General features: G+C 62.7%; 28 protein-coding genes. 8 read left to right on the forward strand and 20 right to left on the reverse strand.

Annotation, left to right across the window (positions count from 1 at the left end):
* Positions 1–35 precede the first annotated feature (35 nt).
* The 3 genes from PWP93_RS33005 to PWP93_RS33015 all read right to left on the reverse strand — a co-directional run bounded on the left by PWP93_RS33005 (position 36) and on the right by PWP93_RS33015 (position 1,132).
* Positions 36–251 (reverse strand): hypothetical protein, encoded by a 216-nt coding sequence (locus PWP93_RS33005; RefSeq protein WP_421025826.1) that lies wholly within the window; start codon positions 249–251, stop codon positions 36–38.
* 251 nt (positions 252–502) lie between these two features.
* Positions 503–775 (reverse strand): hypothetical protein, encoded by a 273-nt coding sequence (locus PWP93_RS33010; protein ID WP_421025825.1) that lies wholly within the window; start codon positions 773–775, stop codon positions 503–505.
* 87 nt (positions 776–862) lie between these two features.
* The gene (locus PWP93_RS33015; protein ID WP_421025824.1) at positions 863–1,132 is read right to left on the reverse strand and encodes a hypothetical protein; all 270 of its coding nucleotides are present in this window, start codon (positions 1,130–1,132) and stop codon (positions 863–865) included.
* Between the two features lie 427 nt (positions 1,133–1,559).
* On the opposite strand from PWP93_RS33015, the gene PWP93_RS33020 reads away from it, so the two are divergent.
* Positions 1,560–3,635 carry a serine/threonine-protein kinase gene (locus PWP93_RS33020; protein ID WP_421047777.1) on the forward strand — a complete coding sequence of 692 codons (2,076 nt, stop codon included), beginning with the start codon at positions 1,560–1,562 and terminating at the stop codon, positions 3,633–3,635.
* A gap of 9 nt (positions 3,636–3,644) precedes the next feature.
* On the opposite strand, the gene PWP93_RS33025 is transcribed toward PWP93_RS33020, so the two are convergent.
* A complete protein-coding gene (locus tag PWP93_RS33025) occupies positions 3,645–4,031 on the reverse strand; it encodes a superinfection immunity protein (protein WP_421047778.1) in 387 nt (128 codons plus the stop codon).
* Between the two features lie 377 nt (positions 4,032–4,408).
* Here PWP93_RS33025 and PWP93_RS33030 point away from each other — a divergent pair, with 377 nt between their 5' ends.
* Together PWP93_RS33030 and PWP93_RS33035 are read left to right on the forward strand one after the other, a co-directional pair.
* A complete protein-coding gene (locus tag PWP93_RS33030; RefSeq protein ID WP_421047779.1) occupies positions 4,409–5,407 on the forward strand; it encodes a methyltransferase in 999 nt (332 codons plus the stop codon).
* 151 nt (positions 5,408–5,558) lie between these two features.
* Positions 5,559–6,440 (forward strand): DMT family transporter, encoded by an 882-nt coding sequence (locus PWP93_RS33035; RefSeq protein ID WP_421047780.1) that lies wholly within the window; start codon positions 5,559–5,561, stop codon positions 6,438–6,440.
* A gap of 135 nt (positions 6,441–6,575) precedes the next feature.
* Here PWP93_RS33035 and PWP93_RS33040 read toward each other — a convergent pair whose 3' ends face one another.
* The 3 genes from PWP93_RS33040 to PWP93_RS33050 form a co-directional block, all read right to left on the reverse strand.
* Positions 6,576–8,039 (reverse strand): short-chain fatty acid transporter, encoded by a 1,464-nt coding sequence (locus PWP93_RS33040; RefSeq protein WP_421047781.1) that lies wholly within the window; start codon positions 8,037–8,039, stop codon positions 6,576–6,578.
* 61 nt (positions 8,040–8,100) lie between these two features.
* Complete coding sequence (locus PWP93_RS33045; RefSeq protein ID WP_421047782.1) at positions 8,101–8,877, reverse strand: amidase family protein; 777 nt, start codon at positions 8,875–8,877, stop codon at positions 8,101–8,103.
* Complete coding sequence (locus PWP93_RS33050) at positions 8,813–9,556, reverse strand: amidase family protein (protein WP_421047783.1); 744 nt, start codon at positions 9,554–9,556, stop codon at positions 8,813–8,815. The genes PWP93_RS33045 and PWP93_RS33050 overlap by 65 nt, the downstream gene beginning before the upstream one ends.
* Before the next feature lie 160 nt (positions 9,557–9,716).
* Between PWP93_RS33050 and PWP93_RS33055 the strand changes: the two genes are divergently transcribed.
* Positions 9,717–10,616 (forward strand): LysR family transcriptional regulator, encoded by a 900-nt coding sequence (locus tag PWP93_RS33055; protein WP_421047785.1) that lies wholly within the window; start codon positions 9,717–9,719, stop codon positions 10,614–10,616.
* 44 nt (positions 10,617–10,660) lie between these two features.
* On the opposite strand, the gene PWP93_RS33060 is transcribed toward PWP93_RS33055, so the two are convergent.
* A complete protein-coding gene (locus tag PWP93_RS33060) occupies positions 10,661–11,233 on the reverse strand; it encodes a DUF2127 domain-containing protein (RefSeq protein WP_421025815.1) in 573 nt (190 codons plus the stop codon).
* 465 nt (positions 11,234–11,698) lie between these two features.
* Here PWP93_RS33060 and PWP93_RS33065 point away from each other — a divergent pair, with 465 nt between their 5' ends.
* Positions 11,699–13,156 (forward strand): NCS1 family nucleobase:cation symporter-1, encoded by a 1,458-nt coding sequence (locus tag PWP93_RS33065; RefSeq protein WP_421047786.1) that lies wholly within the window; start codon positions 11,699–11,701, stop codon positions 13,154–13,156.
* Between the two features lie 46 nt (positions 13,157–13,202).
* Here the strand turns inward: PWP93_RS33065 and PWP93_RS33070 are convergent, their stop codons facing one another.
* The 10 genes from PWP93_RS33070 to PWP93_RS33115 form a co-directional block, all read right to left on the reverse strand.
* Entirely contained in the window at positions 13,203–13,970 is a 768-nt protein-coding gene (locus PWP93_RS33070; protein ID WP_421047787.1) for an ABC transporter ATP-binding protein, read from the reverse strand.
* Positions 13,967–14,884 carry an ABC transporter ATP-binding protein gene (locus PWP93_RS33075; protein WP_421047789.1) on the reverse strand — a complete coding sequence of 306 codons (918 nt, stop codon included), beginning with the start codon at positions 14,882–14,884 and terminating at the stop codon, positions 13,967–13,969. The genes PWP93_RS33070 and PWP93_RS33075 overlap by 4 nt, the downstream gene beginning before the upstream one ends.
* The gene (gene nikC, locus PWP93_RS33080) at positions 14,874–15,788 is read right to left on the reverse strand and encodes a nickel transporter permease (RefSeq protein ID WP_421025811.1); all 915 of its coding nucleotides are present in this window, start codon (positions 15,786–15,788) and stop codon (positions 14,874–14,876) included. Before nikC ends, PWP93_RS33075 begins: the two co-directional genes overlap by 11 nt.
* Before the next feature lie 58 nt (positions 15,789–15,846).
* Positions 15,847–16,917 (reverse strand): ABC transporter permease, encoded by a 1,071-nt coding sequence (locus PWP93_RS33085; protein WP_421047790.1) that lies wholly within the window; start codon positions 16,915–16,917, stop codon positions 15,847–15,849.
* 11 nt (positions 16,918–16,928) lie between these two features.
* Entirely contained in the window at positions 16,929–18,536 is a 1,608-nt protein-coding gene (locus PWP93_RS33090; RefSeq protein WP_421047791.1) for an ABC transporter substrate-binding protein, read from the reverse strand.
* Positions 18,537–18,604: 68 nt separating this feature from the next.
* Positions 18,605–19,171, reverse strand: a complete 567-nt coding sequence (gene ddpX, locus PWP93_RS33095) for a D-alanyl-D-alanine dipeptidase (RefSeq protein ID WP_421047792.1) — start codon at positions 19,169–19,171, stop codon at positions 18,605–18,607.
* Positions 19,172–19,176: 5 nt separating this feature from the next.
* Positions 19,177–20,058: a sap1 transcriptional regulator SapR gene (gene sapR / locus PWP93_RS33100; RefSeq protein WP_421047793.1), complete on the reverse strand. Its 882-nt coding sequence runs from the start codon at positions 20,056–20,058 to the stop codon at positions 19,177–19,179.
* A 179-nt stretch (positions 20,059–20,237) separates the two neighbouring features.
* Positions 20,238–21,161: an anti-sigma factor family protein gene (locus PWP93_RS33105; RefSeq protein WP_421047794.1), complete on the reverse strand. Its 924-nt coding sequence runs from the start codon at positions 21,159–21,161 to the stop codon at positions 20,238–20,240.
* On the reverse strand, positions 21,151–21,873 hold the full coding sequence (locus PWP93_RS33110) for an RNA polymerase sigma factor (RefSeq protein ID WP_421047795.1): 723 nt from the start codon (positions 21,871–21,873) through the stop codon (positions 21,151–21,153). The genes PWP93_RS33105 and PWP93_RS33110 overlap by 11 nt, the downstream gene beginning before the upstream one ends.
* Before the next feature lie 100 nt (positions 21,874–21,973).
* On the reverse strand, positions 21,974–22,684 hold the full coding sequence (locus PWP93_RS33115) for a hypothetical protein (RefSeq protein ID WP_421048074.1): 711 nt from the start codon (positions 22,682–22,684) through the stop codon (positions 21,974–21,976).
* A gap of 690 nt (positions 22,685–23,374) precedes the next feature.
* Here PWP93_RS33115 and PWP93_RS33120 point away from each other — a divergent pair.
* The 3 genes from PWP93_RS33120 (at position 23,375) to PWP93_RS33130 (ending at position 25,070) form a co-directional block, all read left to right on the forward strand.
* The gene (locus tag PWP93_RS33120; protein WP_421047796.1) at positions 23,375–24,319 is read left to right on the forward strand and encodes a metallophosphoesterase family protein; all 945 of its coding nucleotides are present in this window, start codon (positions 23,375–23,377) and stop codon (positions 24,317–24,319) included.
* Positions 24,320–24,405: 86 nt separating this feature from the next.
* The gene (locus PWP93_RS33125) at positions 24,406–24,702 is read left to right on the forward strand and encodes a cupredoxin domain-containing protein (protein WP_421027026.1); all 297 of its coding nucleotides are present in this window, start codon (positions 24,406–24,408) and stop codon (positions 24,700–24,702) included.
* Between the two features lie 101 nt (positions 24,703–24,803).
* Positions 24,804–25,070 (forward strand): hypothetical protein, encoded by a 267-nt coding sequence (locus PWP93_RS33130; RefSeq protein ID WP_421025804.1) that lies wholly within the window; start codon positions 24,804–24,806, stop codon positions 25,068–25,070.
* Between the two features lie 26 nt (positions 25,071–25,096).
* On the opposite strand, the gene PWP93_RS33135 is transcribed toward PWP93_RS33130, so the two are convergent.
* Complete coding sequence (locus tag PWP93_RS33135) at positions 25,097–25,702, reverse strand: DUF1571 domain-containing protein (protein WP_421047797.1); 606 nt, start codon at positions 25,700–25,702, stop codon at positions 25,097–25,099.
* Positions 25,699–25,851, reverse strand: coding sequence for a hypothetical protein (locus PWP93_RS33140; RefSeq protein ID WP_421047798.1), 153 nt, complete (start codon positions 25,849–25,851; stop codon positions 25,699–25,701). The genes PWP93_RS33135 and PWP93_RS33140 overlap by 4 nt, the downstream gene beginning before the upstream one ends.
* Between the last annotated feature and the right edge of the window lie 50 nt (positions 25,852–25,901).

Raw genomic sequence — 25,901 nt, forward strand, 5'->3', positions numbered from 1 at the left:
CGGCGCATCGAACCGTGCAGCGTTCAGGCGGGGAGTCAGCGCAACAGCGTGGGGCGCGGTGCAACCGCAGTGACGGGTGCCAGCCCGCGCGGCGTTGGCACGCCCACGACGCCCACGTGCAGCCCGATGAACGGCCGCGGCGCGAGCAGCGCTTCGTGCGAGACGACGCGCGCGCCGCCGGTGATCGCGGCCATCGCCTCTTTGTCCAGATCGACGCTTTCCGGAAGATCCTTGATGACGAGAATACCCATGGTCTGCTCCATGCGAGCGGATGCGAAGGGAAAAGGCAGCACCTCAGGGTCTGTTCACATTCATAACGGGCTTGCGAACGTGCCTTTCCGGCTGCAGTGCAAGGAGCGCTGCGCGCCTGTGTGATTGTGAGCGCTCGGCGCCGAGTCTTCAACACGGTTTTTGAAAGGCGGCGCAACGGCTCGCCTGCGGCACACGAGAAGACGCAGACGGGACCCCGGCACCGTCTGCGTCTTGTTGCGTGAAGCGGCGGTTAAAGCGTCACTCCCGTGCTCGCGTATTGCGAGGGATCGACCTTGAGATTCAGCGGCCCGAAGCCCGCGCCGATGTAGCCGATATTGTTGAGCGCGGCGACGTTGACCACCTGAATTTGTTGAATGTTCTGCTGGATGGTCGGCGATACGTTGATGCTGGCGATCGGTCCATAACCATAGGCCGGGTTGTTGGCGCCGCCGCGCACGGCAAGCATGGCGCGGCGGTCGAGTTCGGTGCCGGGGGCCAGCTCGCGAATAACGATGGAAGACATGGCAAGCCTCCAATAGTGAAAACAGGTGGGTCGCAGGCGGGCGCGATGCATCGACCGAGCGTGTGCAATCGTCCCGCCGTGGCGCGATCAGAAGTTGATCGTGTTGTGAGCGTTCTGCACGGGGTTGACCGTCGACTTGATGTTCGTCGCGAATGCGACGTCGTTGCCGGTGTTGCTCACGATGCTGTTGGTCTGGCCGATCAGCTGTTCGGCGCTGAAATTGGTGGTGTCGACCTTCACGCCCGGCATGGGGTAGTAGACGGGCCAGAGGCCCAGGTTGCCGCCGCGCACGGCGCTCATGGCGCGGCGGTCGAGTTCTTGGGTGGCGCTCAGGTCGGCGATCATCAGCTTGCTCATGACAGTTCTCCAGAATGGCAAATACGGGGGTGGGTAGTTGAGCTGCAATGTGTTGCGGGCTCGGTTCTCTTAATGCACAGGATGTGCCAGGGCTTGCCAAACCGGCTGCGCTCGCCGCACGAATCGCGAAGCGCCTTGTCCGACGGGGCCTGGCGCGCTTGCATCGCGCTCGCGCGCCATGCCGGGCAGCGTGTGCGGGCAGCGGCGCAGATGGCCGGCGCCCAACAGCACGCGGCAAAGGCGTTGGGTTTGCTGCAACACGCGACGGATTTCGTTCGCGTGGCTGGTGTGCCGGCGCCACGCATAGCTCAGGCACCGATTGCGCTGCGCGTTGCGGCAGATTAATCTCACTTAAGACACGTCGAAAACGCGGCGCGCTCGTGCGTTGCGAATGCGTTGGCCAGCCTGATGAATTGACGGCAGACGAATGATGAGCCTTTCGCAGCTGATCCAGACGTTCCAGAGCGGGACGCTTTCACGCGAGGCGTTCTACTCCGAGATCGACCACGTGCTCGCGGTTGACGTGGCCAATTGCGCTCGCCTGCGCGAGGCGATGGACGCGACGCAGACGGTCCATCCGCTGCCCGATGCCGTCTACACGGAAGTCCTTCGGCGCATCGAACGCCGCCAGGACAGCACGGCGACCACCAGCGACGAAACCCGCATCCACGAGAGCGCTTCGGTGGCCCAGGCGCAGCCGGCGCGCGCCACCCATGCGGCCGACTCGCCGGAGCACATCAAGGGCATTGGCGACACGCTCAACGGGCGCTTCGTTCTCGAAGAATGCCTGGGCGTGGGGGGCATGGGCACGGTCTACAAGGCCCTCGACCTGCGCAAGCTCGAAGCTTCGGACCGCAAGCCGTACATTGCGATCAAGGTGCTCAACGTGCAGTTTCGCGGCCAGCCGACTTCGCTGATCGCGCTTCAGCGCGAGGCCCGCAAGGCGCAGACGCTCGCGCACCGGAACATCGTCACGGTGTACGACTTCGACCGCGATGGCCCGCTCGTCTATCTGACCATGGAGTATCTGTGCGGCCAGCCGCTCAGCAAGGTGCTGCGCGCGCAGGGCTTTGCGGGCATGCCATTCGGGAAGGCCCGGCCCATCATCGCCGGGATGGGGCAGGCGCTCGCGTATGCGCACGAGCGCGGCTTCGTGCATTGCGACTTCAAGCCCGCCAACGTCTTTCTCACCGATGGCGGCGACGTCAAGGTGATCGACTTCGGCATTGCCCGCGTGTTCCAGCGGCCCGAAGAGGACCCCGACGTGACCGTCTTCGATCCGGCGACGCTCGGTGGCATCACGCCCGCCTATGCGAGCCCCGAGATGTTCGAGCATCGCGAGCCCGACCCGCGCGACGATGTCTATGCGCTCGCCTGCGTGACTTACGAACTGCTCACCGGCACGCATCCGTTCAAGCGCAAGTCGGCCACCCAGGCGCGCAGCGAGAAGATGCGCGCCGAGCGGCCCCAGGGGCTCGATCGCACCCAATGGCGCACGTTGAGCGCCGCGCTGTCGTTTGACCGCGCGTCGCGCACGGCGAGCGTCAATCAGTTTCTCGAGGGCATGGGCGTACTCGCACACGCGCCGGCATTCCCTGCCGCGCGGCTGGGGGCCCTGGGCGCGGGCGCCGTCGTGCTTGCCGGAGGGCTCTGGATTGGCTACCGGGCGCTGTCCGGCAATGAAGCGCCGCATGCAAGCGCTTCCAATGCCGGCGCGCCCGTGATCGCGGCCACGCCGGCCGCCGTGGTGGCGAATGCACCTGCCGCAAGCGCGGCGGCGCAAGCGCCCGCTGCAAGCGCCACCCTGGTTGCCGCCGTGCCTGGCGCGGCCGCGCTGGATACGCTTAATTCGACGCTCTCCCGTATCCCCTGTTCGGCACTGGCGGCGTCGCTGCCGGCGCAGGCGCTCCAGGTCCGGGGCTTCGCCAGTGCCGGCGATGGCATGGCGCGCATGCGCGACGCACTCGCGCAAATACCGGGTGCACAGGGCGCCAGGCTCGACGTGAGCGCCATCGAAAACCACAACTGCGAGGTCGTGAATGCGTTCGCGCCGTACTGGCGCGCCAATCGTCAGGCAGGCGGCGAGGCGACGATCCATACGCGGCCGCTGGACGCGCAATTCATGCAAGGAAGCCCGCTCATCGTCGACATCACCACGCCGCACTACGACTCGTATGTCAACGTGGACTATTACGCGCTCGACGGCAGCGTCGTGCATCTCGTGCCGAGCAATCACGAGCGCGACAACCAGGCGCCGCCGGGGTTTTCGGCGACGGTCGGCAGCACGGGCGACTGGATTATCGACAAGCCGTTCGGCACCGAGATGATCGTGTTGCTGATTACGCCCGCGCCGCTATTCGACGCGCTACGTCCGGCGTCGGAGCCGCGCGCGGCGTATCTCGCCGCCGTTGGCCAGCAGTTGAAGCAGATGCAAGCGCGCTACGGCGGCGCGCACATTGCCGCCGATTTCGTGCAGATCACGACGCGTGCGCGCAACAACTGATCGATGTGGCTAGAGAGATCGAGTCGTGAGATCGCGCTCGACGATGCCTGGTAGCAACTGGGCCGCGAAATGTTCAGGAACGTCTCCCATAGACTCAGGCGCAGCCGTGGCCGGCGTCGCCAGTCCCTTTCCGCGGGAGACCAGTGCCCATATGAAGGCGGCGATCCAGCCGAGCACGGACCAGCCAAACATCGCATTGAGACGTCTGATCGCGGTGCGGTGGCGGTGGCCGCGACTGAGCGCGATGATCGAGGGAACAAAATAGAGCAGCGTCAGCATGACCAGCCAGTCGCCCGGATCATACCCGTCATCATGCGGGTCGCTGTCGTGCAGCAGGCTGGCGCTACAGAACGCGGCAATGGTGGTTCGCCCCGAGCGAATGCAAGGCTTTTTCATTTTTCAATTCCCCGTTTGATGCCTTTTATATCGCTCTGGTCAAGGGCGAATGGGCATCGCTTCGTTTTTACGCCTGCGGTCCTGGTTGGCATGCAGGCCTGGCTCATGTGTGATCAGGACCACTCGAGATCTGAGCGAATGGTCACGGCGGGTATTGCCCGACGAATACATTTACGGAAAAAAACGGGCACGTGTATGTGGGTTTCTGCACAAAAGCAGGCAAGCCGCGGTTGAGAAGGCAACTGGGAACTCGACGCGGCACCATTGTTCGCGTAGGCTTCTCAAGAGCTCCGTCGTTCACGCACGAGCTGCAATCCCGTGAAGAAAAACGCGAATCAAAACCTGTTTGCGCGGTATCTTGTGAAAGGCTACCGATCATGGATGACATCTCCCCGCAGGCCTTTATCGATGCCACGATGGCCTACCAGAAGACGGCCGCTGTGAAAGCCGCAGTGGCGCTCGATCTCTTCACCGCGATCGCGGAGGAACACGGCGACCTGGAGCGTATAGCCGAGCGGGTAAAGGCCGCAAAGCGCGGTGTGCGCATACTCTGCGACTTCCTGACCGTGCACGGATTTCTGCAGAAGGAAGCGGGACGTTATCAATTAACGCCGTCGACTTCGGCATTCCTGACGACTGCCTCGCCCGCCTGGATAGGAAGCATCGTGGATTTCCTCGCGGCTCCCGAAATGATGGCACTGTGGCTCGAGGACCCGGTCGCGTTCGTTCGCAACGGCGGGGCCATGGGACTGGCCAACATCGCGCCCGACCATCCCGTCTGGGTGAAATTTGCACGATCGATGGCCCCCTTCGTGGCACAAACCGCACAGAGCATCGCGCAACAGGTGAGCGGCTGGCCGCGGGCACCGAAGCGCGTGCTGGATGTGGCGGCCGGGCATGGGCTGTTCGGCATCGCGATTGCCAAGGCGGTTCCCGGCGCAGAAGTCGTGGCGACCGACTGGCAGCCGGTTCTCGAGGTCGCGATGGAGCACGCCGTAGCCGCTGGGGTCGATGCGCGCTACCGCACGGTCGCCGGCAGTGCATTCGAAGTCGATTGGGGCACGGATTTCGATCTGGCTCTGGTCACGAACTTCCTGCATCACTTCGATCCGCCAACTTGCGTCGAAATACTCTCGAAGGTCCGCAAAAGCCTCGGACCCGGCGGGCGCGCGCTGGCGGTGGAATTTGTTCCAGACGAGGATCGCGTGTCGCCGCCCTTCGCCGCCGCGTTCTCGTTTGTGATGCTTGCATCCACGCCGCAAGGCGACGCGTACACGGCGGGCGAGCTCGAGCAGATGGGCCGCGAAGCCGGCTTTTCCAATGTCAGTGTGACGTCCCTGCCACCTTCGCCGGAAGCTCTCGTTACGTTCGAATAGCACACACGTGGTACGCGATGGAAGGCGGCGAGCGCGGTGCTGCGGATTTGGAGCACGTGGCCAACTTTGAGAGGCGACGGTACGCGACGCTTTCCCGCCGTAGTAGGGAGCGTGGCGTCGCTGTCGTGGGCGGTGACTCTGGTGGCGACTCATGCATAAAGGGCACGGTGGCGGGCTCACCTTGCAGACAACGATTCTGACCGCAACGGCGATGGTCGCCTTCGCGGCCAATTCATTGTTGTGCCGGCTCGCGTTGCAGAAAGGGGCAATCGACCCGGTCAGCTTCGCTGGCATCAGGCTGATTGCCGGAGCGATCACGCTCGCCGTCGTCGTGCGATTCAGGTCGCAAAGTTCCTCGCCAGGGCGTACCGACTGGCTCGCTGCGGCCATGCTGTTTGCGTATGTCGTGTTCTTCTCTTTCGCTTATCTCACCTTGTCCGCGGGCACGGGTGCATTGATTCTGTTCGGCGCGGTTCAACTGACGATGTTCAGCGCAGGCTTGCGCTCCGGCGAAAAACTCGGCCCCCTGGGGTGGCTCGGTCTCGCTCTCGCAGTCGCGGGGCTCGCTTACCTGGTGTCGCCGGGCGTCACTGCGCCGCCGGTCCTCGGGGCTACGTTGATGGCCGTCGCGGGCGCGGCATGGGGCGTGTACTCGCTGCGCGGCCGCGGAGTGGGCAACCCGCTCGCCGCCACAGCGCGTAATTTCGTGCGGGCGGCGCCGCTGGCTTTCTTGCTCAGCCTGCCTTTTATCGTCACGGCCCACGCTCACGCGGACACCACCGGAATCGGCCTGGCCATTGCCTCCGGCGCGCTCACGTCCGGCATCGGATATGTCATCTGGTATGCGGCCCTGAGCAGGCTTTCCGCCATGCGAGCCGCTACCGTTCAGTTGTCAGTGCCGCTGATCGCTGCATTTGGCGGCGTGGCGTTCCTTTCGGAAGCCATCACACTGCGGCTGACGGCGGCATCCGCAGCGATCCTTGGCGGTATTGCGATGGTGCTGACCAGCAGATCAGGGATGCAGCGCGCGTAGCGTCCATTGCATGATGCGCGCCCAACATAGCGAACTTCGCCCACGCGGGCCCGAGATGCGTTCAGCCGCGACGTCTTCGCTCCTGCAATGCGGACACCTTAATACCGTAATGGGATTTGCGCGGCATGACGCTGCTTATGGCATCACCGGCGCATGATAAACAAGCGTCGGTGCAAGCGCCCAGAGCATCGTGAGCACCAGCAGCGTTCCGCAAACGAACTGTGCGAACGTAAATCCCACCAGATCGCGTGCCTTCAGTCCGAGGATGCCCAGCAAGGGCAGCATCCAGAACGGATTAATGAGGTTCGGCAGTGCCTCCGCTGCGTTGTAGATCTGCACGGCCCAGCCCAGGTGCACGTGCAGCGCGTTGGCCGCCTGCATCACATATGGCGCTTCGATCACCCACTTGCCGCCGCCCGATGGCACGAAGAATCCGAGTACCGCCGAATACACGCCCATCACCAGCGCGAAGGTGTCCGTCGACGCGATGCTCACGAACAGGGTCGAGAGGTAATGCGTGAGCGACGCGCCCGTCGCGCTTTTCGCCGAAGTCAGCATGCTCGCGATCGCGCCGTAGAGAGGAAACTGGATCAGCACGCCTGCGGTGACCGGCACGGCCTTCGAGACAGCGCGCAGGAAGCGCTTGGGACGCCAATGCAGCAGCATGCCGAGCATCAGGAAAATCAGGTTGTACGTATTGAGCCCCGAGATCGCGACCAGCCAGTTCTTGCTGGCGAACTCGTTGACGAGCCAGCCGCCGCCGAGCGCAACCAGTACCAGAATCAGCGCGGGGCTGTATTCGAGCCATTCTCCGGGACGTTCGCGCGGGGGCAGGGCGTCGTCGATAGTGTCGAGCACGATGCCGAGCTCGGTGGCGGTTTTGGCCCGCGTGGGGCCTGGCGCGGTCCACCATGCGATCAGCGTCGAGGTCACCACCAGCGCGAGTGCGATCGTCAGGCTCTGCCAAAGGAACAAGGTCTCGCTGAACGGGATGACGCCCGTGATCGGCAGTAGCGAGGGCGGGATGCTCGCCGGGTTCGCCTGCAGTTGCGCCGCAGACGAACTGAGGCCCATCGCCCAGGTGGCGCCGATGCCGAGATACGCTGCCGCGCCTGCCGCGCGATAGTCCATGCGCAGGTCGGTGCGCCGCGCCAGCTCGCGCACGAGCAGGCCCGCGAATACGAGGCTGATCGCCCAATGCAGAAGCGATGTGAGCACACTGAGGAATGCCACATAAGCGACTGCCGAGCGGCCGCTCGCCGGCACGCGCGCGGCGCGCGTGACGAGGCGGGCGATGGGGGGCGAGCTCGCGATCACGTAGCCGGTGATCGCGACCATCGCCATTTGCATGGTGAACGGAATCAGACTCCAGAAGCCGTTGCCGAACGACACGGCCACGATGCGTGGCGACGCACCGGCCGCCAGCGCCCCGAGCGCGACAGCGAGCACCGTGAGCGACACGAACACGAAGGCATCGGGATACCACTTCTCGCACCACGCGGTGACGCGCAAAGCGATGCGTTCGAGGACTGGTGGGTTTTCATCGCCTTGCTCGTGCAGCGCAGGCGCGTTTGCTACAGGCTTGCTGTCGAACGACATGATCGTCTCCTGACTCTGTCTCTATGCGGGTGACGGAACTACGAAGATTGCCGGTGCGCCGTCACGCTGCGGTTTGCGGGGTGCTCCGGGCCGGGAATGGAGAAACGGCGAGCGTCTCTTCCAGCAGATGCGCGGCGGCGATCAGCTCGAAGTCGCCGCGCGGGCGGCCCATCAACTGCAGACCGACTGGCCTGCCGTCGTCGGTGAAGCCGGCGGGAATCGAGATCACGGGGCAGCCGGTCAGTGTCAACACGAACGTGAGATACATCCAGTCGATATACGAATCGAGCGGTGTGTCGTCGATCGCGCGCGGATAGCGCTGCTCGACCGGAAACGGTGCGACCGCAACGGTCGGGCATGCAAGGATGTCGTAAGAGCCGAAGAACGCGCTCACACGATTGAACAGCTCGCCGCGCAGGCGCTCGGCGCGGGCTACGTCCGCGCCGCTTTGCTGCAATCCTTTTTCGATGTTCCAGATGATCTCGGGGCAGATACGCTCGCGTGCGGTATCGAGCAATGGCCCGCGTACGGCCGCAACGAGATTGGCGCGCAAGGTCTGGAACGCTTCGATGCCGCCGGCGAAGTCGGGACACCCGTCATCGATCTGCGCGCCGTGCACGGCGAAGCGCAATGCGGCCTGCTCGCACAGCCGCACGACTTGCCGCTCGACCTGGCCGAGGCCGAGATTGGGCGTGAAGCCGACGCGTCGCGGCGCACGCGGACGCCGCACCGCATCGGCGAACGGTACAGCCGGGCGTGGCCACGAGAGCGGATCACGGGCGTCGAAGTGCGCCTGGGCGTCGAGCATCAGCGCGACGTCGGCGACGGTGCGGCCCATCGGGCCTTCGACCCACAACGGATCGTATGGCACCGCGGACACCGGGCGCGGCACGCGCGCCGACACTCGGTCGCATGCCGACGATGCCGCAATAGCTCGCGGGAATGCGCAGGCTGCCGCCCAGGTCGTTGCCGGTCGCGAGCCAGACCATGCCCGACGCGAGCGCGGCCGCCGAGCCGCCCGACGACCCGCCGACGCTCAAACGCGTATCCCACGGATTACGCGTTGCGCCGAACACGGTGTTGAAGGTGTTGGCGCCGGCGAATTCGGGCACGTTGGATTTTGCCAGCGCAATGGCGCCCTGACGTTCGAGATTCGCGACGCTCAGGTCGGAAACCTGCGCGATGTTGTTGCTGAAAATCGGCGAGCCATAAGTGGTTGCCACGCCCGCGAGATCGTTGTAGTCCTTGACCGCGAACGGCAGACCGGCGAGGTAGCCGGGCATGGCGGCCAGCCTGTCATCGGGCTTCGGGAAACGGCGCGCCGCGTCGCGTGCGGCCTCGAAGCGGCGCAACGGCAGCGCATTCACGACAGGATCGATGGCCTCGATGCGCGCGATGGCTGCATCGACGAAATCGAGAGGCGATGCCTCGCGCTTCTTCAGGAGCCCGACTGCTTCTGTCGCGCTCAGCGCGCACAAACCTTCGGCTGCCTGTTGCGGGAGGATGGATGCACTCATGTTGTCTCCGGGAATCGTTGATCTCATTCTTCGGGCGCGTCCGGATTGCCCGGTGCGTCCCGTGAAGCCCAGAATAATTGCGGCGTCTGAAGCGGGGAAATCACTTTCCTCGATAAAGCTCATAAGCGCGCCTTCTGAAGGACACAGCGAACGCAAACCCATGGACATTCGACAACTTCGCACTTTTGTGACGGTCGCCCGCTTTGGCAGCGTGACCAAAGCCGCCGAAGCGCTGCACGTGACCCAACCGGCCGTCAGTGGGCAATTGAGAAGCCTCGAAGAGGAACTCGAGGTGCGGCTGCTCTCGCGCACGACCTCGTCGGTGACGCTCACGCAAAGCGGCGAGGCGCTGCTCGGCAAAGCACAACAGGCGATCGAGGCGTTCGGCGAGTTCGTTCACGCGGCGCGCGGCTTTCGTGCCCAGATTGAAGGGCGCCTGCGCGTCGGCTTCGTGATGCTCGACCCCGCCGTGCTGCGCGTGGGTCCCTTGCTCGCGGAAATGGTCGCGCGGCATCCGGGCCTGAAGATCGACCTGCAGGTTGGCCGCACGAGCTGGCTCGTCGACGCGCTGCGCAGCGCGGAAATCGACGCGGCACTGCTCGTGTGCAAAGCGCGGCCCGAAGGGACGCGCATGAAGGTGCTCGATGAGATGACGTTTCGTCTCGTCGTGCCGGCTTCGTGGGAACGCTTCGAGGATTGCGCGCTGGAGCGGCTCGCGGACAAGCCATGGATTCGCATGGCGCCGCGCAGCGGCCATCAGGAAGTCCTGAACGAGATTCTGCAGCGTGCTGCCATCAAACCGGTCGAAACGGTCGAGGCCGATCATGAGCAACTGATGCGTGTGCTCGTTGCGGCAGGCGTGGGCGTCGGCTTGATGCGCGAGGCCCTGGCGCTCGAAGCGCGCGATGCGGGCGAGGCGGTGTTCTTTGGCGACCATCGGGCGACGACGCAAGTGTCATTCGTCTACGCCGAAGGCCGCAGCCGCGACCCGGCGATCCAGGCGACATTGGAGGCGCTGAATGTGATCTGGGGAAGTGACGGTGCAAGCGAGCGCGCGTGAAGGCGCCGCGCACGTGCAGTGACCCAACATATGAGGGTTGGCGGTCAGTCCGCCGAAGGCGGATTGACGGCCGGATGAAAGCCGGCGTTTCGAAGATGCCGGTACTCGTGCCACGTGAGAGCGAGAACGAGGACGTCCAATGCCGTAATGAGCAGCAGCCAGATCGAATGCGTGAACGAAAACCGGTAGAGCTGGTAGATGATGAACAAGCCAAAAACGGCCATTGATACGGGGTAATACCAGAGGCGCTTGCGCAGCAGGCCAATAATCAGCCAGAGCTTGGTCACGCCGTGGGCGAGCAGATAGAGGGCTGCGAACTTCTGGGTGCCGACGGAAAGATGCTGTACCGAATGGAGAAGAAAGTTGGCTACGAGATCGTGAGGGTCTTCGGCAAACTCATCCCGGGTAACCCAGACCACGAGCGTCAGAAAGAGCCGCTGGGTCACGAAGTACGTGGCGATACCGGCAACCATTTCTGAAAGTGCAAATACGGCCTTGAACCACAGGCTCACTTCGAATATCAGGTGAAGCTTGTTTTCGTCGAGAAATCGCTTCAAGCCGATCACGGGAGTTTCTCCAATATGGCCCATTGCCCACGCCGGCCAGAACCGGCTCACGCAGCCGCTGCTCGCTGGTTTTTCGGCCTTGCCACACCTCGTCGGAGCTATGCATTCGACTGACCATTATGACCAAGGATCCCGCGGGCCGAAAAAAACCGCCGCTGGGCCCGAGAACCGCGGTTCCGCAGATGAAAAAACGCCCGCACGGGAGCGCGGGCTTGGAGGTTGTGCGCGGGCCGGGGTGCCTCACGCACGCTTAAATATTAGGCAAAATGTGAGAAATTACATTGGAAACATCGATAAGCTATAGACGTGCAGGGGAAAGCCAAAGGCACGCTTGTTAAAGGCCGCAAAATGGACAAGCATTAGCCAGGAGACTATGGCGAAGTGCAGGCAGACCATGGTTGCGGGCGATCGCTCGCGGTCTTCGGCCAGCCGATGGAAGCGGTTCAGCCAGCTAAGGGCAATTGCACAAAGCCCGGCGGTATTGCCTGAGTTCCACGAACCCAGAGGAGACGACAGATGGACATCCGTAACCCTTCCCCCGGCCTCTACAACGAAGATCTGGCGCCCGCCAGGGAGCGCAACTGGGGTGCCTTCAGCATCTTCAACGTCTGGACCTCGGACGTGCACAGCCTCTGGGGCTACTACCTCGCTGCCAGCCTGTTCCTGCTGTGCGGCAGCTTTATCAACTTCGTGCTGGCCATCGGGCTCAGCTCGCTGGTGATTTTCGCGCTGATGAACCTGATTGGTTTCGCTGGCGAAAAGACCGGCGTGCCTTACCCGGTGCTGGCGCGCGCCTCCTTCGGCGTGTGGGGCGCCAATCTGGCAGCTCTCGTGCGCGCCGTGGTGGCCTGTTTCTGGTACGGCGCGCAGACCGCGGCGGCTTCGGGCGCGATAGTCGCACTGCTGATCCGAAGCGATAGTCTGATGCAGTTCCACAAGGGCACGCACTTCCTCGGGCATTCAGGGTTGGAGGTGATCTGCTACGTGATCATCTGGGCCCTGCAGCTGCTCATCATCCAGAAAGGCATGGAGACAGTGCGCAGATTCCAGGACTGGGCCGGTCCGGCGGTGTGGGTCGCGATGCTGATCCTGGCGGTCGGCCTGTGCATCAAGGCCGGCGGCTTTTCGTTCAGCCACGGCATTCCGATGAACGTGCTGCTCGAGAAGACCCGGGACGCGGGCATTAGCGGCGAGCCCGGTTCGTTCTGGGCGCTCATGGCCGTGGGTGCGACCTGGATCACCTACTTCGCAGCGCTGTACCTGAACTTCTGCGACTTCTCGCGCTACGCGAAGAACCGCAGTGCAGTGAAGAAAGGCAATCTGTGGGGCCTGCCGGTCAACCTGATCGCGTTCTCGCTGGTCGCCGGCATCACCACCATCGCCGCCTTCAAGGTGTATGGCGAAGCGCTGCTGCACCCCGAACAGATCTCCGCGAAGTTCGAGAGCTGGGTGTTGGCGCTCATCGCGGCGCTGACCTTCGCAGTCGCCACGCTCGGCATCAATGTGGTTGCCAATTTCGTCTCGGCGTCATTTGACATCTCCAACGTGTTCCCCAAGCGCATCAGCTTCAAGTTGGGCGGCTACATCGCTGCGGCGATCGCGCTGGTGCTTTACCCGTTTGCGCCGTGGGAAGGCGGCGCCGCGCACTTCGTGAATGCGGTCGGCGCCACGATGGGCCCGCTACTCGGGATAATCCTTGGGGACTACTATCTGTTGGCCAAGGGCAACATCAACGTTGCGGCACTCTACCAGGAATACGGCGAGTACCGCTACGAAGGAGGCTGGAACGTCAATGCGGTCGCCGCCGCGGTGGTCGGCAGCGTGTTTTCGACTTTCCTGCCCAACTTCACCAACCTGCTGCCGACCTGGTGGAATATCTATGGCTGGTTCTTCGGCGTATTGATCGGCGGCGGCCTGTACATGATCATGATGACGCTGCGGCCACGTAACGTGGCCACGGCGACTCGCACCTGAGGGCTTTGCCGGGTTCTGGCAAGCATATAGCCGACCTCGCGCGCTTTTAAAGCGCCGTGTCGATACCCAACGCCGCGACGGCCTTGCGCTGATAGCCGGTCGTCGCGAGCAACAGGCTGCGTGAATACTCGTTATCGACCTGCTGCGCTCTGATTTTCTCCACATCGAGTTCTTCGACGATCTCGCCATTGCGCATGATCGCAACACGCGAGCACAGAAAGCTCACGACGGCGAGATTGTGGGTGACAAGAATCATCGTCAGATTACGCTCGCGATGCAGGCGCTTGAGCAGGTTCAATATCTCAGCCTGCACGGAGACATCGAGCGCCGATGTAGGCTCGTCGAGCAGCAACACACGCGGCTCGACGATCAGCGCGCGCGCAATCGCCACGCGTTGCCGTTGCCCACCCGAGAGCTGATGCGGATAGCGAAATCGAAACGACGCATTGAGCCCGACTTCACGCAGCGCATTGACGATGCGTTCTTCATGCTGGCCGATGCCGGCGATACGCAACGGTTCGCGCAATGTCTGATCGACAGTGAAGCGTGGATGCAGCGAGCCATATGGGTCCTGAAACACCATTTGCACAGCGCGCTTTTGCGCGACCCCGCCTTGCTGCGCAATGCGCACCGTGCCTTGCGTGCCAGGCGTCAATCCACTCAGCGCACGAAGAATGGTCGACTTGCCGGAACCCGACTCGCCGACGAGCCCGAACACTTCGCCTTGCGCCACATGGAAGCTCGCATTGCGCACGGCATCGACCGCGCCCGCGGCCGTCTTGAAGCGCACGGTCAACGCATCGACGTCGATCATGCGGACGCTCCTTGCGTGTCGTTGAGCCATGCAGGATCGCGCGACAGCACGGGCAATTCGGCAGGCGGGTTGGCAAGCGGAGGATTCGCGGCAAGCAACCCGCGCGTATAAGGATGTTGCGCATGCACGAGATCGCGCGCCGCACAGGTTTCGACCACCCGCCCCGCATACATCACCACCACCCGATCGCAGAACGACATCACGAGCGGCAGGTCATGGCTGATAAAAATGAGCCCCGTATCGTGTTTGGCGATCATCTCGTCGAGTACGGCGAGCACTTGCATCGATACGAGCACGTCGAGCGCACTGGTCGGTTCGTCGGCGATCAGCAGGCGGGGTCCCGTCGACACCATCATCGCGATCATCACGCGCTGTCCCATCCCGCCGGAAAGCTCATGCGGATACGAATCCGCGACGCGCGCGGGGTTGCGGATATGCACCGCTTCGAGGGCCGCGATGATCTTCTCACGCATCGCACGCCGGTCGAGCTTCGGATCATGCAGGGCGAACGCCTCGCGCATTTGCTGTGCAACAGTCATCACCGGGTTCAGCGAGTATTTCGGATCCTGCAGGATCATGCCCATCTGCTGACCGCATAGACGGCGGCGCCTGGCCGCGCGCATAGTCAGTAAATCGTTTCCGTCGAAGCGCAAGGTTTTCGCGGTGCAATGCGCGGCAGGCGGCAGAAGTCCGAGCAGCGCACGGCCCGTCAGCGACTTGCCCGAACCCGATTCACCGACGATGCCAAGCCGCTCGCCTTTATCCAGCGTCAGCGAGAGACCGCGCACGGCCTCATTCAGCGCGCCGTCGTGCGTGCGAAATGCGATGCGCAGATCGTCGATTTCACAGAGCGGCGAGCGCGTTTCGTTCGTGCGCACATCGGTCACCACGTCAGTCACCACGTCAGTCACCATGGCGGGGGTCGAATACGTCGCGCAAGCCGTCGCCGAGCAGATTGAATGCGAGGCTCACGAGCAGAATCGCGAAGCCCGGTAGCGTTGCCACCCACCACGCGTCGAGCAGCACGTTGCGGCCCGACGCGACCATGAAGCCCCATTCGGGACTGGGCGGTTGTGCGCCGAGCCCCAGAAAACCCAGGCCCGCGACGGTCAGAATGATGCCCGCCATATCCAGCGTCGCGCGGACGATCACCGACGACGAACACAGCGGCACGATATAGCGCAGCAGAATGCGCAGGTTCGAGGCGCCTTGCAGCCGCGCGACGTGGATGAAATCGGCTTGCACGAGCCTCAACGTTTCGGCGCGTGCAAGCCGCGCATACGCGGGCCACGCGGTAATCGAAATGGCGATCACCGCGTTGAACACGCCCGGCCCCAATGCCGCGGCGAATGCGAGTGCGAGCACGATCTTCGGGAACGCCAGCGCGATATCCGTCACGCGCATCAGCCCGATGTCGACCCAGCCTCCGAAGAAGCCCGCCGTGGTGCCGATCAGCAAGCCGATCGGCACGACGACCACGACAACGAGGATCGCAATCGACAGCGTCAGGTGCGAGCCGTAAATGATGCGCGAAAGAATATCGCGTCCGAGCTGATCGGTGCCAAGCCAATGAGAGGCCGAGCCGGGCGGCAGTAGACGGTCGGACAACACCTGCCGAAGCGGATCATGCGGCGCGATCCAGGGACCGATGACGGCGACGATCACGAGCAGCACGAGGATCGACAGACCGAACACCGATAGCGGATTACCCGAGAAGCGCCGCCAGCGCCGATACGCGAGGCCGAGTGCCGCCTGCCTGCGCGAAGCGGGCGTATCGGTCAGCAGCCAGGCTCTCCACGTTGGGCGAGGCATGTTCATCGGCAAGTCCTGCGTTGACGTTTCAACAGGTGGACGCACGTTGCAAATCTCCGTTGCATCAGCGGGCGCGCGGATCGAACACGCGATAGAGTGCATCCGTCAGCAGGTTCAACGCAATGAAAGTCATGCCGATCACGAGCGTGCTGCCGAGCACGGCATTCATATCGGCGTTGAGCAGCGCGCCAGTCAGATACGAACCGATGCCCGGCCACGCGAATACGATTTCGGTGAGCACCGAGCCTTCGAGCAAAAAGCTATACGACAGTGCGATCACCGTCAGCAGCGGCACCGCGATATTGCCGAAGGCGTGCACCCATACGACTCGCCGCTCGGGCAAGCCTTTTGCGCGTGCCGTCGTGATGTACTCCTGGTTCAACTGGTCGAGCATGAACGAGCGCGTCATCCGGCTCAGATAAGCGACCGAGTAGTAGCCCAATATCGCAGCGGGCAATGCGATATGCGACAGTGCATTAAAAAACACCTCCCATTCCCCCGCGATCAGCGAATCTATCAACAGGCTGCCCGTGTGCGTATCGACCATGCCATCGAACACGGGGTCGATTCTTCCGGGCCCCGACACCCAATGCAGCTTCGCATAGAACAACAGCAGCCCCATCAGGCCGAGCCAGAACACGGGCACCGAGCTGCCGATCAGGCCGATGAAACGCGCGACGTGATCGATCCAGCGGTTGTGCCGTGTCGCGGCAATCACGCCGAGCGGCACGCCGGCCAATACGCCGATGATCGTCGACAGTGTCGCGAGCTCCAACGTGGCCGGGAAGACGCGCTTGATGTCGTCGAGCACGGGATTGGCCGTCAGCAGCGATACGCCCAGATCGCCGTGCAGCACCGCGCGCACGTAGATGAAAAACTGCTCGGCAAGGGGCTTGTCGAGTCCAAGCTGAATGCGCGCGGCCGCATAAGCGCTCGCCGACGCGCGGTCGCCGAGTATGGCGAGCACGGGATCGATCGGCACCTTGCGGCCGATCACGAAGGTCACGGCCAGCAAGCCCGTGAACGTGATGGCGAGCGTGAGCGCCCAGCGCAGCACGCGCAACGTCCAGCGCACGGTCGCGCTGCGTGCGGACGCAGCCCGTATCTGGTCAATAGGAGTGGTCGTCGTTGACATGTCTCGCGCGCTTACTGCTTCTTCACATGCAGATACGACACGAGATCGTTGATCGGACCGACTTCGAGGCCCGATACGCCCGGACGCATCGCCACTTGCGACACCTGCTGGAACATGATGACGAACGGCGACCTGGCGAGCATTTCCTTTTGCATCGTCTGATAGAGTTGCGCGCGCCTGGTCGTCGACGATTCGGCCAGCGCTGCATTGGTCTGTTTCGTCAGATCCGGAATGTCCCACGAATTACGCCATGCGAGCATCTTGTACGCAGACTTGTCGGAGTTGTCCGGATTCCATGCGTAGCCCTGCGCATTGCTGTGCGGGTCGATGTAATCCGCCGACCATTCGCCGATATAGATATCGTGCAGACGCGCACGATACTTCGCGAGCGTCTGCTTGTTGTCGCCCGGAATGATCTCGACCTTGATGCCGCCTTGCGCGAGATTCGCTTGTATGGCTTGCGCAATTTCGTTGTACGGGTAAGCGCTGCGCACATCCATCGTCACGTTGAAGCCATTGGGCAAGCCCGCTTTGGCGAGCAGCGCCTTGGCCCTGGCAACGTCCTGGTGATACGGATTGGTATTCAACGCCCCGAGGAAACCTTCGGGCAGGAACGCTTGATGAATCTTGAACGTGCTCTTCGTCACGTTTTTCTGAATGCCGTCATAGTCGATCAGCCATTTCATGGCTTCCTGCACTTCCGGCTTCGCGAGATTCGGGTTCTTCACGTTCAGGCCGAGGTAGAGCAAGGTCGCTTGCGGCACCGACATCACCTGCACCTTGTTGGCCTTGGTCAATGCGGCGAGATCGTCGGGGCTCAGATTGCGCGCGACATCGGCGTCGCCGTTTTCGAGCAGCAGGCGCTGGCTCGCGGCCTCCGGCACATGGCGCATCACGATGCGTTTCATCGCGAGCGGCAGCCGGTAGCCGTCGTATTTCTGCAGGATGAGGCTGTCGTTCGCGGTCCATTTGACGAGCTTGTACGCGCCGGAGCCCGCTTCGTTCGTGCGCAGCCATTCGTTGCCGAAATCGTTGCCTTTCTGATGCGACATCAGGAGCTGCTTGTCGACCACCGACGCGGGCCACGCACCCAGCACATTCAGCACGAACGTGGGCGCGTATTTCTGGTCGGTCGTAATGCTGACGGTTGAGTCGTCGATCTTCTTGACGTTTTGCAGCGCGTTGGCCTTGGTCAGGCCAATGCCCTGCAATACCGCCGCCGCACCTTTATCGAGCAGTACGCAGCGCTGGATCGACCAAGCGACATCATCGGCTGTTAGCGGATTGCCGGAGTGAAACTTGAGACCCGGACGAATCTTGAACGTGAACGTGAGTCCATCGGGGCTGACCGTCCACGATTGCGCAACATCGCCATTGAATTTCGCCGGGTCTTTCAGATCGACGCGCACCAGTCGGTCATAGGTATTCGCGACATATTCCTCCGGCACGAGCTCATAGACTTCGCCCGGATCGAGCGTCGAGAATTCGTCGAGCGTGGTGGCGATCACCAGCATGTCTTTGGGCGTCGCGGCAAATGCAGTACTTGTTGTCGTCATCGTAAGCGTCAGTGCGGACACCACCGCGACTGCCGCCAGCGCATTGCGCAAGACCAGATTCATACTCGCTCCGTATCGAGAGTAAAAGCGGTGAGAAACCCGCAGACGGACAGCAAAGAACCAGAACGCGATTACATCAATTTCAGGGGGCCGCTTTCGCTATTGTCAATAACGGGCAGCGAGCGCGAACCCGGAATTTCGTAATGCCACCATTCGCCTGGAATATGCGTGAATCCTGCCGCATGCATGATGCCGAGCAGCAGCAGGCGATTGCGCTGCACATGCTGAGGCAAGCCGTGATGGAAGTGCTCGGACGCCTTGATCATGGCATCGAATCCCGTGCCCATGTCGAGCGCTTCACCGTTGCTGTCGATCAAGGTGAGATCGAGCGCCGTACCCCGGCTATGGTTCGAGCCGCGGCCAAGTTCTGCGACATACGTGGGATCGGGCAGAAAATCCCACAGTACTTTTTGTGCTTGCGGCGGACGATACGCATCGAAAATGCGCAGCTTCATGCCGACGCTTTCAGCAAGTTCGACGGCTTTGCGCAATCGAGCTTCAGCGGGCGCGAGCAGCAGGGCGTGCGCTTCCTTGTAGATCACCTTGCCTGTGAAATTGCGATCGGTCGCATACACGAGATCGAGTTCGACGCCGTGCGTTTCCGGTGTGATGTGAATGAGGCGAGGTGTATCGGTCATGATCGTCAGAGATCGAATTGATCGAGTTCGCGCTGCAACTCGCGGTTGCGCGCGACACGTTTGTCGATAGTGGAGCCGAGCCGCTCGACAATCGACGTAATCAGCAGGTTGAACAGGCAAGTGAGCGGCGCAAGCGAATCCCAGAACTGACCCACATCGGTTTTCACCTGCAGCAGATCGCAGGCGAAGTCGCGCGCCCACGGGCAATAGAGATCGGTGACGAGCGCGAACGGCAATTCGCGCCGTGCCGCCGCCTCGCAATAGCGGCGCGCGATGCGCGAATAGGCACGGGTGTCGGTGACGATCAGATACGGCGACGCGAACTCCGAATTCAGCGACTCCACATACGAGCCCGACATGCCATCGGAAAAGAACACACGTGGCCGCAAATATTCGAGGTAGCTGTGGAACGCATTCGAAATGCCGCGCGTCGATTGGATGCCGAGAATAAAGACGGCATCCGCAGCGGCAATGCGCTGCGCGACGCGGGCGAAGGTGTCGCCTAGCGCAAGCTGGTACACGTAGCGGATTGCATCGACCTCGAGATCGAGCGAGTGTGCGAGCGCCGTGTCATTCGAGCTTTCCACGCCGTTCGCGTAGCCGTCGAAGCGCTCGCTGCGCCAGGCGTCCAGGCGATCCGTGATGCACCATGGCCGGGTTTGTGCGCCGCGCAATTCGCGCTTCAGGTCGTCGAGATTGCGATAGCCGACGCTGCGCAGAAAGCGCCCGACCGAAATGCCGCTCGTGCCCGTCTGTTGCGCGATCTGATCCGCCGTCTCCAGGCCGAGGCGCTCCAGATTCGCCAGCATATAACTGGCAATGCGCTTGGCCGTGGGCGTGAGCGTCGCAAAACTCGCTTCGACTGTATGAGCGAAGGCGGTGGACATCGAGTCGCGTTTCCGGTTTCTCGTTAGTTATCTGTCATTGCTCGGCATACTGACATGTATATGACAAGGACAATAAAGCGAGTGCTAACTTAATTTCTTTATCGGATCGCGAAAGCCAATAGCCAGAAGGGGCGCTGAATGTTTCTGATTGCATTCAGGGTGGCCTTATTCACTGCGTGCTATTCGTTGGGGCTCGTTAGTCTAGCCCTCAACGCCGCTTCGAACGCGCTCAGCGCTTCAGGAGCAGCGTCCGTGATCGCCCACCAGGTCATCCCGTCATCGTGCCAGCGCGCCAGCGCGTAGCCCTCGCGGCGGTCAATCGCTTCGGCCGGACCCGCAATAGCCTGGCCGGAGTCCGGGAACACATACACGTCGATCACATGCTTGCGGTAGTGGTAAGTCAGGACCGCCACCCGCCGATGTCCGAGGTAGTCGAGCCGGCCCCCCACCAGCGGGAAGCCGCTCGCAGTCAGGTCCTCGACCGGAGGCGCATAGTCGATCCGGCCGTTGAACCACGGCTTCACCGTATGCTGATCGGACGAAATGACGTCGATGTCGCGTCCCGAAAGCTGGGCCCGGACATGGCTCGACACGAGTTCGTCGACGAACGGGCTGTTGCCGACCGGACGGGACAGCGTCAGGACCACGCTTGCCGCCGCCACGCACAGCGCGATCGACAGCCCCGTGAGCCCCGTGGGCCCCGTCAGCCCCGTCAGCCCCGTCAGCCAGCCGCCGCTCACGCCTTTGCCGGAGGCAGCGCTGCAGGCGGCTGTTCCGAAGCCGCCACCGTGCGGAATCCGCCAGCCGTCGAGCCACGCAAAGCGTTTCTGTTTACGCGTGGCGGCCTCCCTGTCACGCGTTTCATCCGCATCGACCGGCAGCGGGGCGGCCGGTAACGAGGCGGCTATCTGCGCGTGCAACCCTTCGGGCGCACGGTAATACTCGGCGCGGCGCATCGCGCGGTTGATCGCGCGCACCGCCTCGCATTCGCGACGGCATGCGTCGCAGCCCTCGACGTGCTGCTGCAGACGATGCTCATCGGGTGGGGACAACTCCCCGTCGACGCTCGCGTCCAGGAGCGGCCTTGCATCTTTACAGTCCATCTGGCATCTCCTTTCCGATTCCGCCTCGATTGTTGCGTGGGGCCGCGCCGCCGCGTAACGCGCCCGGCAGGTTGCGCGCATCGCCCGATGCACGGCTTCGCCGGTCGTTAGCGGCTTCGCTGCGGGACGGCGGCTTCACGCCACGCGCCTGCAATGCGCCCAGCAGCGTAGCCAGCTTGCGGCGCCCGCGCGCCAGGCGCGACATCACGGTGCCCACGGGCAGGTCGGCAATCTCCGCGATCTCGCGATAGCTCAGCTCCTCCAGTTCGCGCAATATCAGCACCTCGCGAAACTCGACTGGCAACAGCTCCAGCGCCGCATGCACGAGACGTGTGTCCTCGTCGCGGATGAGGAGCGTTTGCGGATCGGCGCATGCGGCGCTCCAGCCGTCGATCGTGGCGTCGTCGAGGTTGTCGTCAAGCTCGGCCACCTCGTGTGACGACGTGCGCCGCCGCCACTCCGTGTACCAGGTCCGCCGCACGATCGCCAGCAGCCAGGGGCGCGCGGTGTCGCCACGAAACGTATCGAAGAAGCGGAAGGCACGCATGAACGCTTCCTGCACGATGTCGTCGGCGTCGCTGGGATTGCCGCTCAGCCAGCGCGCGAGGTTGTACGCGGCATCGAGATGCGGCAACGCCATCTGCTGGAAACGGCGGCTGCGGGCAGCGTCGTCGCGCGGTGCGCCAGCGGCGTCTCTATTGGTCTCATCCACACTGTTCCTCCACGCCGACTTCTGCCGTACGGCAGTCAAAGCGCCTGGCGGGTTCTTGAGTTTTCGCTTGATCATTAAAACAACTAACAAAACAGCTAGCTCAGGCGCGGGAGCTCACCGGATGTTGTCGCAGCCTTCGACGTTCGAAGGCATTGCGCAACTGGCCCAGGATCAACGCGCTGGCAATCAATGCCAGATACAGAGCGACGAGATTGTGACGCGTGGCATTGAGGGCTGCCTGATGGATCGCGAGCGTAGCGTCGACAGGCGCCAGCATGCGACGCTGCCCAACGACTTCTCGCATCATCCGGATAAAGCCCGCTGCGGACAGCAGCGGCAACAGCACAACGAGCGCCAGCAGCGCCGGCTGCAGGCGACGCGCCCACGGAAAGTGGCGCAACCGGAACCACAGCCCCAGACATCCGTGGATCCAGCCGGGCGCCAGCAGCGCAAGTTGCAGGCCCTGCGTGCCGCTCGTAAGCAGCACGACAATGACGCGCTCGTAGTCAGGCTCGAAGCCATAGAGCGAAGACGCAAGCCGGGTCGTCACGGCATGGCGGATAAGCAGGAGCGGCAGGCTGAGCCCTGCCCAGAGTCGGATCCATTGAGCAGGCGGCAGCGCCCATTGGCGCCGCCCGTATAGCGTGTGCAACGCCAGCGCGAAATGCAGGGTTGCTGCACCGTAGAGCGCGATCGTTCCAGGTACGCTGCGCCAGAGCCGCAGCGCGAGGACGAGACCGCGCCCGGCCAGGTCGAGCGACCAGATCCCGAGCGCGTGATTGACCAGATGCAGAAGGAGATAAGTCAGCATCACGAGGCCCGATCCCAGTTGAAGCCAGCGCAGAACGGATTGCACCCTGACGCTCACTTGCGCCTCCGACAAGCGATGCGCGACACCCTTGGAGCGGGCGTCGCCATGGCGCCCGCTATTCCCGCAAGTTTGTCGATGCGCCGGACTAACAGGCGAGATCCACGGCCAGATTCGTGGCCAGACCCGCCAGCCGCCATCGACCGTTGCGCGGCGCCGTCCGGCTCGTGCACAGCGCATTGCCGCAGCGATTCGGCGAAGCGCTGTAATGCCGATATCGAACCGCATACGCTCTGGTATTCCTCGCGGCCAATCCTGCCGTCGAGGATCACGGTCAATCCCGACGCGCGAGCCCTGTCGATGATGTCCATTTCGTTTCCCTCATTTCGTGTGCCACGACTGCAATACCGCGAACCCGTGCCGCTTATTCCCGGATTCAACGAGCGAGACGTGAGGGCAGGCAGATGCATCGGGCCTGTGTCCGTGCGCGTTGCCGCGGACAATGAGGTGACGTATCCAGGTTGGGGAACAAAGCAGGAACAAAGCGGAATTAAATCGGGAATAGAGCGGGAATAAAGCGGGAATAAAGCGGGAATAAAGCGGCAGCATGGGCGGTATTGCACTTGACCCCGCCCTGGAGGCGCTCCGGATCGAACCGGCGGGCGGCTTCCTGAACCCAGTCGAGAGGACATCATGTCGTCAGATCTTCCTTCCCAACCGTCGCGCCGCAATGCCTTGAAATGTCTCGCCTTCGGTGGCGCGGGCACCGTGTTTGTGCTGGCCGGAGGCGTCCTCACGCCCGTGCATCTAGCACTCGCGGCCAGCACCGAGGACAAGTCGGCGGCTTCCGGCATGCCGCTGTTCCTGCAGATCAGCGACTCGCACATTGGCTTCAACAAGGAAGCCAATCCCGATGTCGCGGGCACGCTCAAACAGACGATTGATTTCGTCAACGCCATGCCGGTCAAGCCTGCCCTGGCGATTCACACGGGCGATATCACCCATCTTTCCAAACCGGCTGAGTTCGATCTCGCGTCCCAGTTGCTCTCCGGGCTGAACGTCACGGAGCTGCACACGGTGCCGGGAGAGCACGATGTGACAGACGGACCGCAAGGCGAATACTTCAAGCGCTTCGGACAGGCGTCAGACAACCGGGGCTATTACAGCTTCGACAGCCACGGCGTGCATTTTGTCGGGCTCGTCAATGTGATGCATTTCAAGCCAAACGGGCTGGGAAGCCTGGGCGAGGACCAGCTTGCCTGGCTGGAAAACGATTTGGAGGGCCGCACATCCAGCACGCCGATCGTGGTGTTCGTGCATATGCCGATGTGGACGATCTACGAGCCTTGGGGGTGGGGCACCGGCGATGCGGGCCAGGCGATGGAGTATTTGAAGCGATTCGGCTCGGTCACCGTGATCAACGGCCATATCCATCAGATCGTTTCGAAGGTGGAAGGCAATATCACCTTTCATACCGCGCGCTCGACCGCCTATCCGCAGCCGACGGCCGGCAATGGTCCCGGACCCGGGCCGCTTACCGTGCCAGGCGATCAGCTCCGAAAGATGCTTGGCGTAACCAGCATCAGCGTCTCGCGCCACCCGCTCGCCGCGTCGCTCTCCGACAAAACCCTCGCTTGACGACGCTATTCATTCATTGAACAAGGATCGAAGCCATGCTATCCGCTTTCTTTCGCCGTACCCGCATCCCCTCCGTCTGGAGCGGGATGCTCATCGTGGCATTGACCGCAGCGTCGCCTGCCGCGCAAGCCCAGGGCCCCGATGAGATCATCATCAAGAATTTCATGTTTTCGCCGATGTCGCTGACGGTCAAGACCGGCACGACCGTGACCTGGAAAAACATGGATGGCGAGCCGCACTCGATCGTCAACGATGCAGGCGTATTCCACTCGGCGGCACTCGACCAGGACGACACCTTTCAGTTCAAGTTCGACAAGCCGGGGGTCTATAAGGTGTTTTGCGGCATCCACCCGTACATGAAGGCAACCATCACGGTGCAGTAGGCAGATTGGCGACTGATCCGCCGGGAATAAAGTCGAATCAAGCTGGGTTCTTCATGATGCAGCAAGCGAAATTTCATGGGAATTAACTTTAGGAATTCGAAATGAACACGCATCTTGTCTTAGGCTTTTCCATTGCCATTCTTGCAACCGCTGGCACCGCGGCCAATGGGTTCGCTCAGGAAAACACCGGTGCAGAAGTTCGCCAGGACTCCGTGCAGCAGGCGGCCGGCAACCCGCAAAATTCAAGCGGCGGCACAGAGATGATCGGTTCGGGCGCGCCAGGCGTCGCCGGACCTTCGGCGGCTGGCAGGGCGGAGCCGAACTGTGTCGGTCCGGTCAGCTTTTGCACGCTCTATTTCGGTAGTTGAATGCGTGCGCACGTTGGGCCGGGTGACTAGCCAAACGGTTCGAGTTGCGACTCTGGCAAGTCGATGCGAAGGTCTTCCATCAGCACCGTTTCGATCGGCTTGCCTGACGGGTTCTCGCTCGCGACCTTGACAGGCAGCCCATGGACGATATCGAACCACAGCTCATAGCGGAACACGCCGGCTATTGCGCGTCCGGGCACGCACGTCACGATCACGTGCGACGCCCGGCACATGCCGATAGTCTCAACGCCCACGAGCTGCGTCTCGCCATGCTGCTGAAGCTCACGAACATGGATGAGCAGCGTGCCGATATCGGACTGGTCGATGCGATGACCCTGCGGGCTCTGGATCATGCGGCTGTCCGGGCTTAGCATGAGCCTCGGAAACGTATCGAACCCGAATGGCCAAAGCTTGACCTGCCCCGATTCCGGGTTGTAGGCGAGCGTCGCGCCGGCATGCGGGCGGATGAAATCCATCCGGACGAAGCCCGGTTTGCGGTAGGCATAGCGCACCTCGACCGCTTCCGCGCCCGCCGATATCGATTTCAGCCTGACCCGATAGTTTGCCAGCGCATTGAAGCGCGCCTGTGCGTCGGCAACGAGATCCCGGTCCGATGGCGGTGCGTCCCTCATTGCGCAGCGATGCCCGCCGTGAGCGCGAGCCCCTTGCGGCCCGCGCCGATTACCTGCATGCGCATCGTGCCTCCTATACTCGAATGAATGCGATGATGGATCCAAGGGTAATTCTGGAACACCGCGCTACGCAATGTTCGCGCGGACATACACGCATGCGCCGGGCCTGCCCGCGAATACGCGTGGCCGTATCGCAGGC

Source organism: Paraburkholderia sp. A1RI-2L, from assembly GCF_048957375.1.
Classification (GTDB): domain Bacteria; phylum Pseudomonadota; class Gammaproteobacteria; order Burkholderiales; family Burkholderiaceae; genus Paraburkholderia.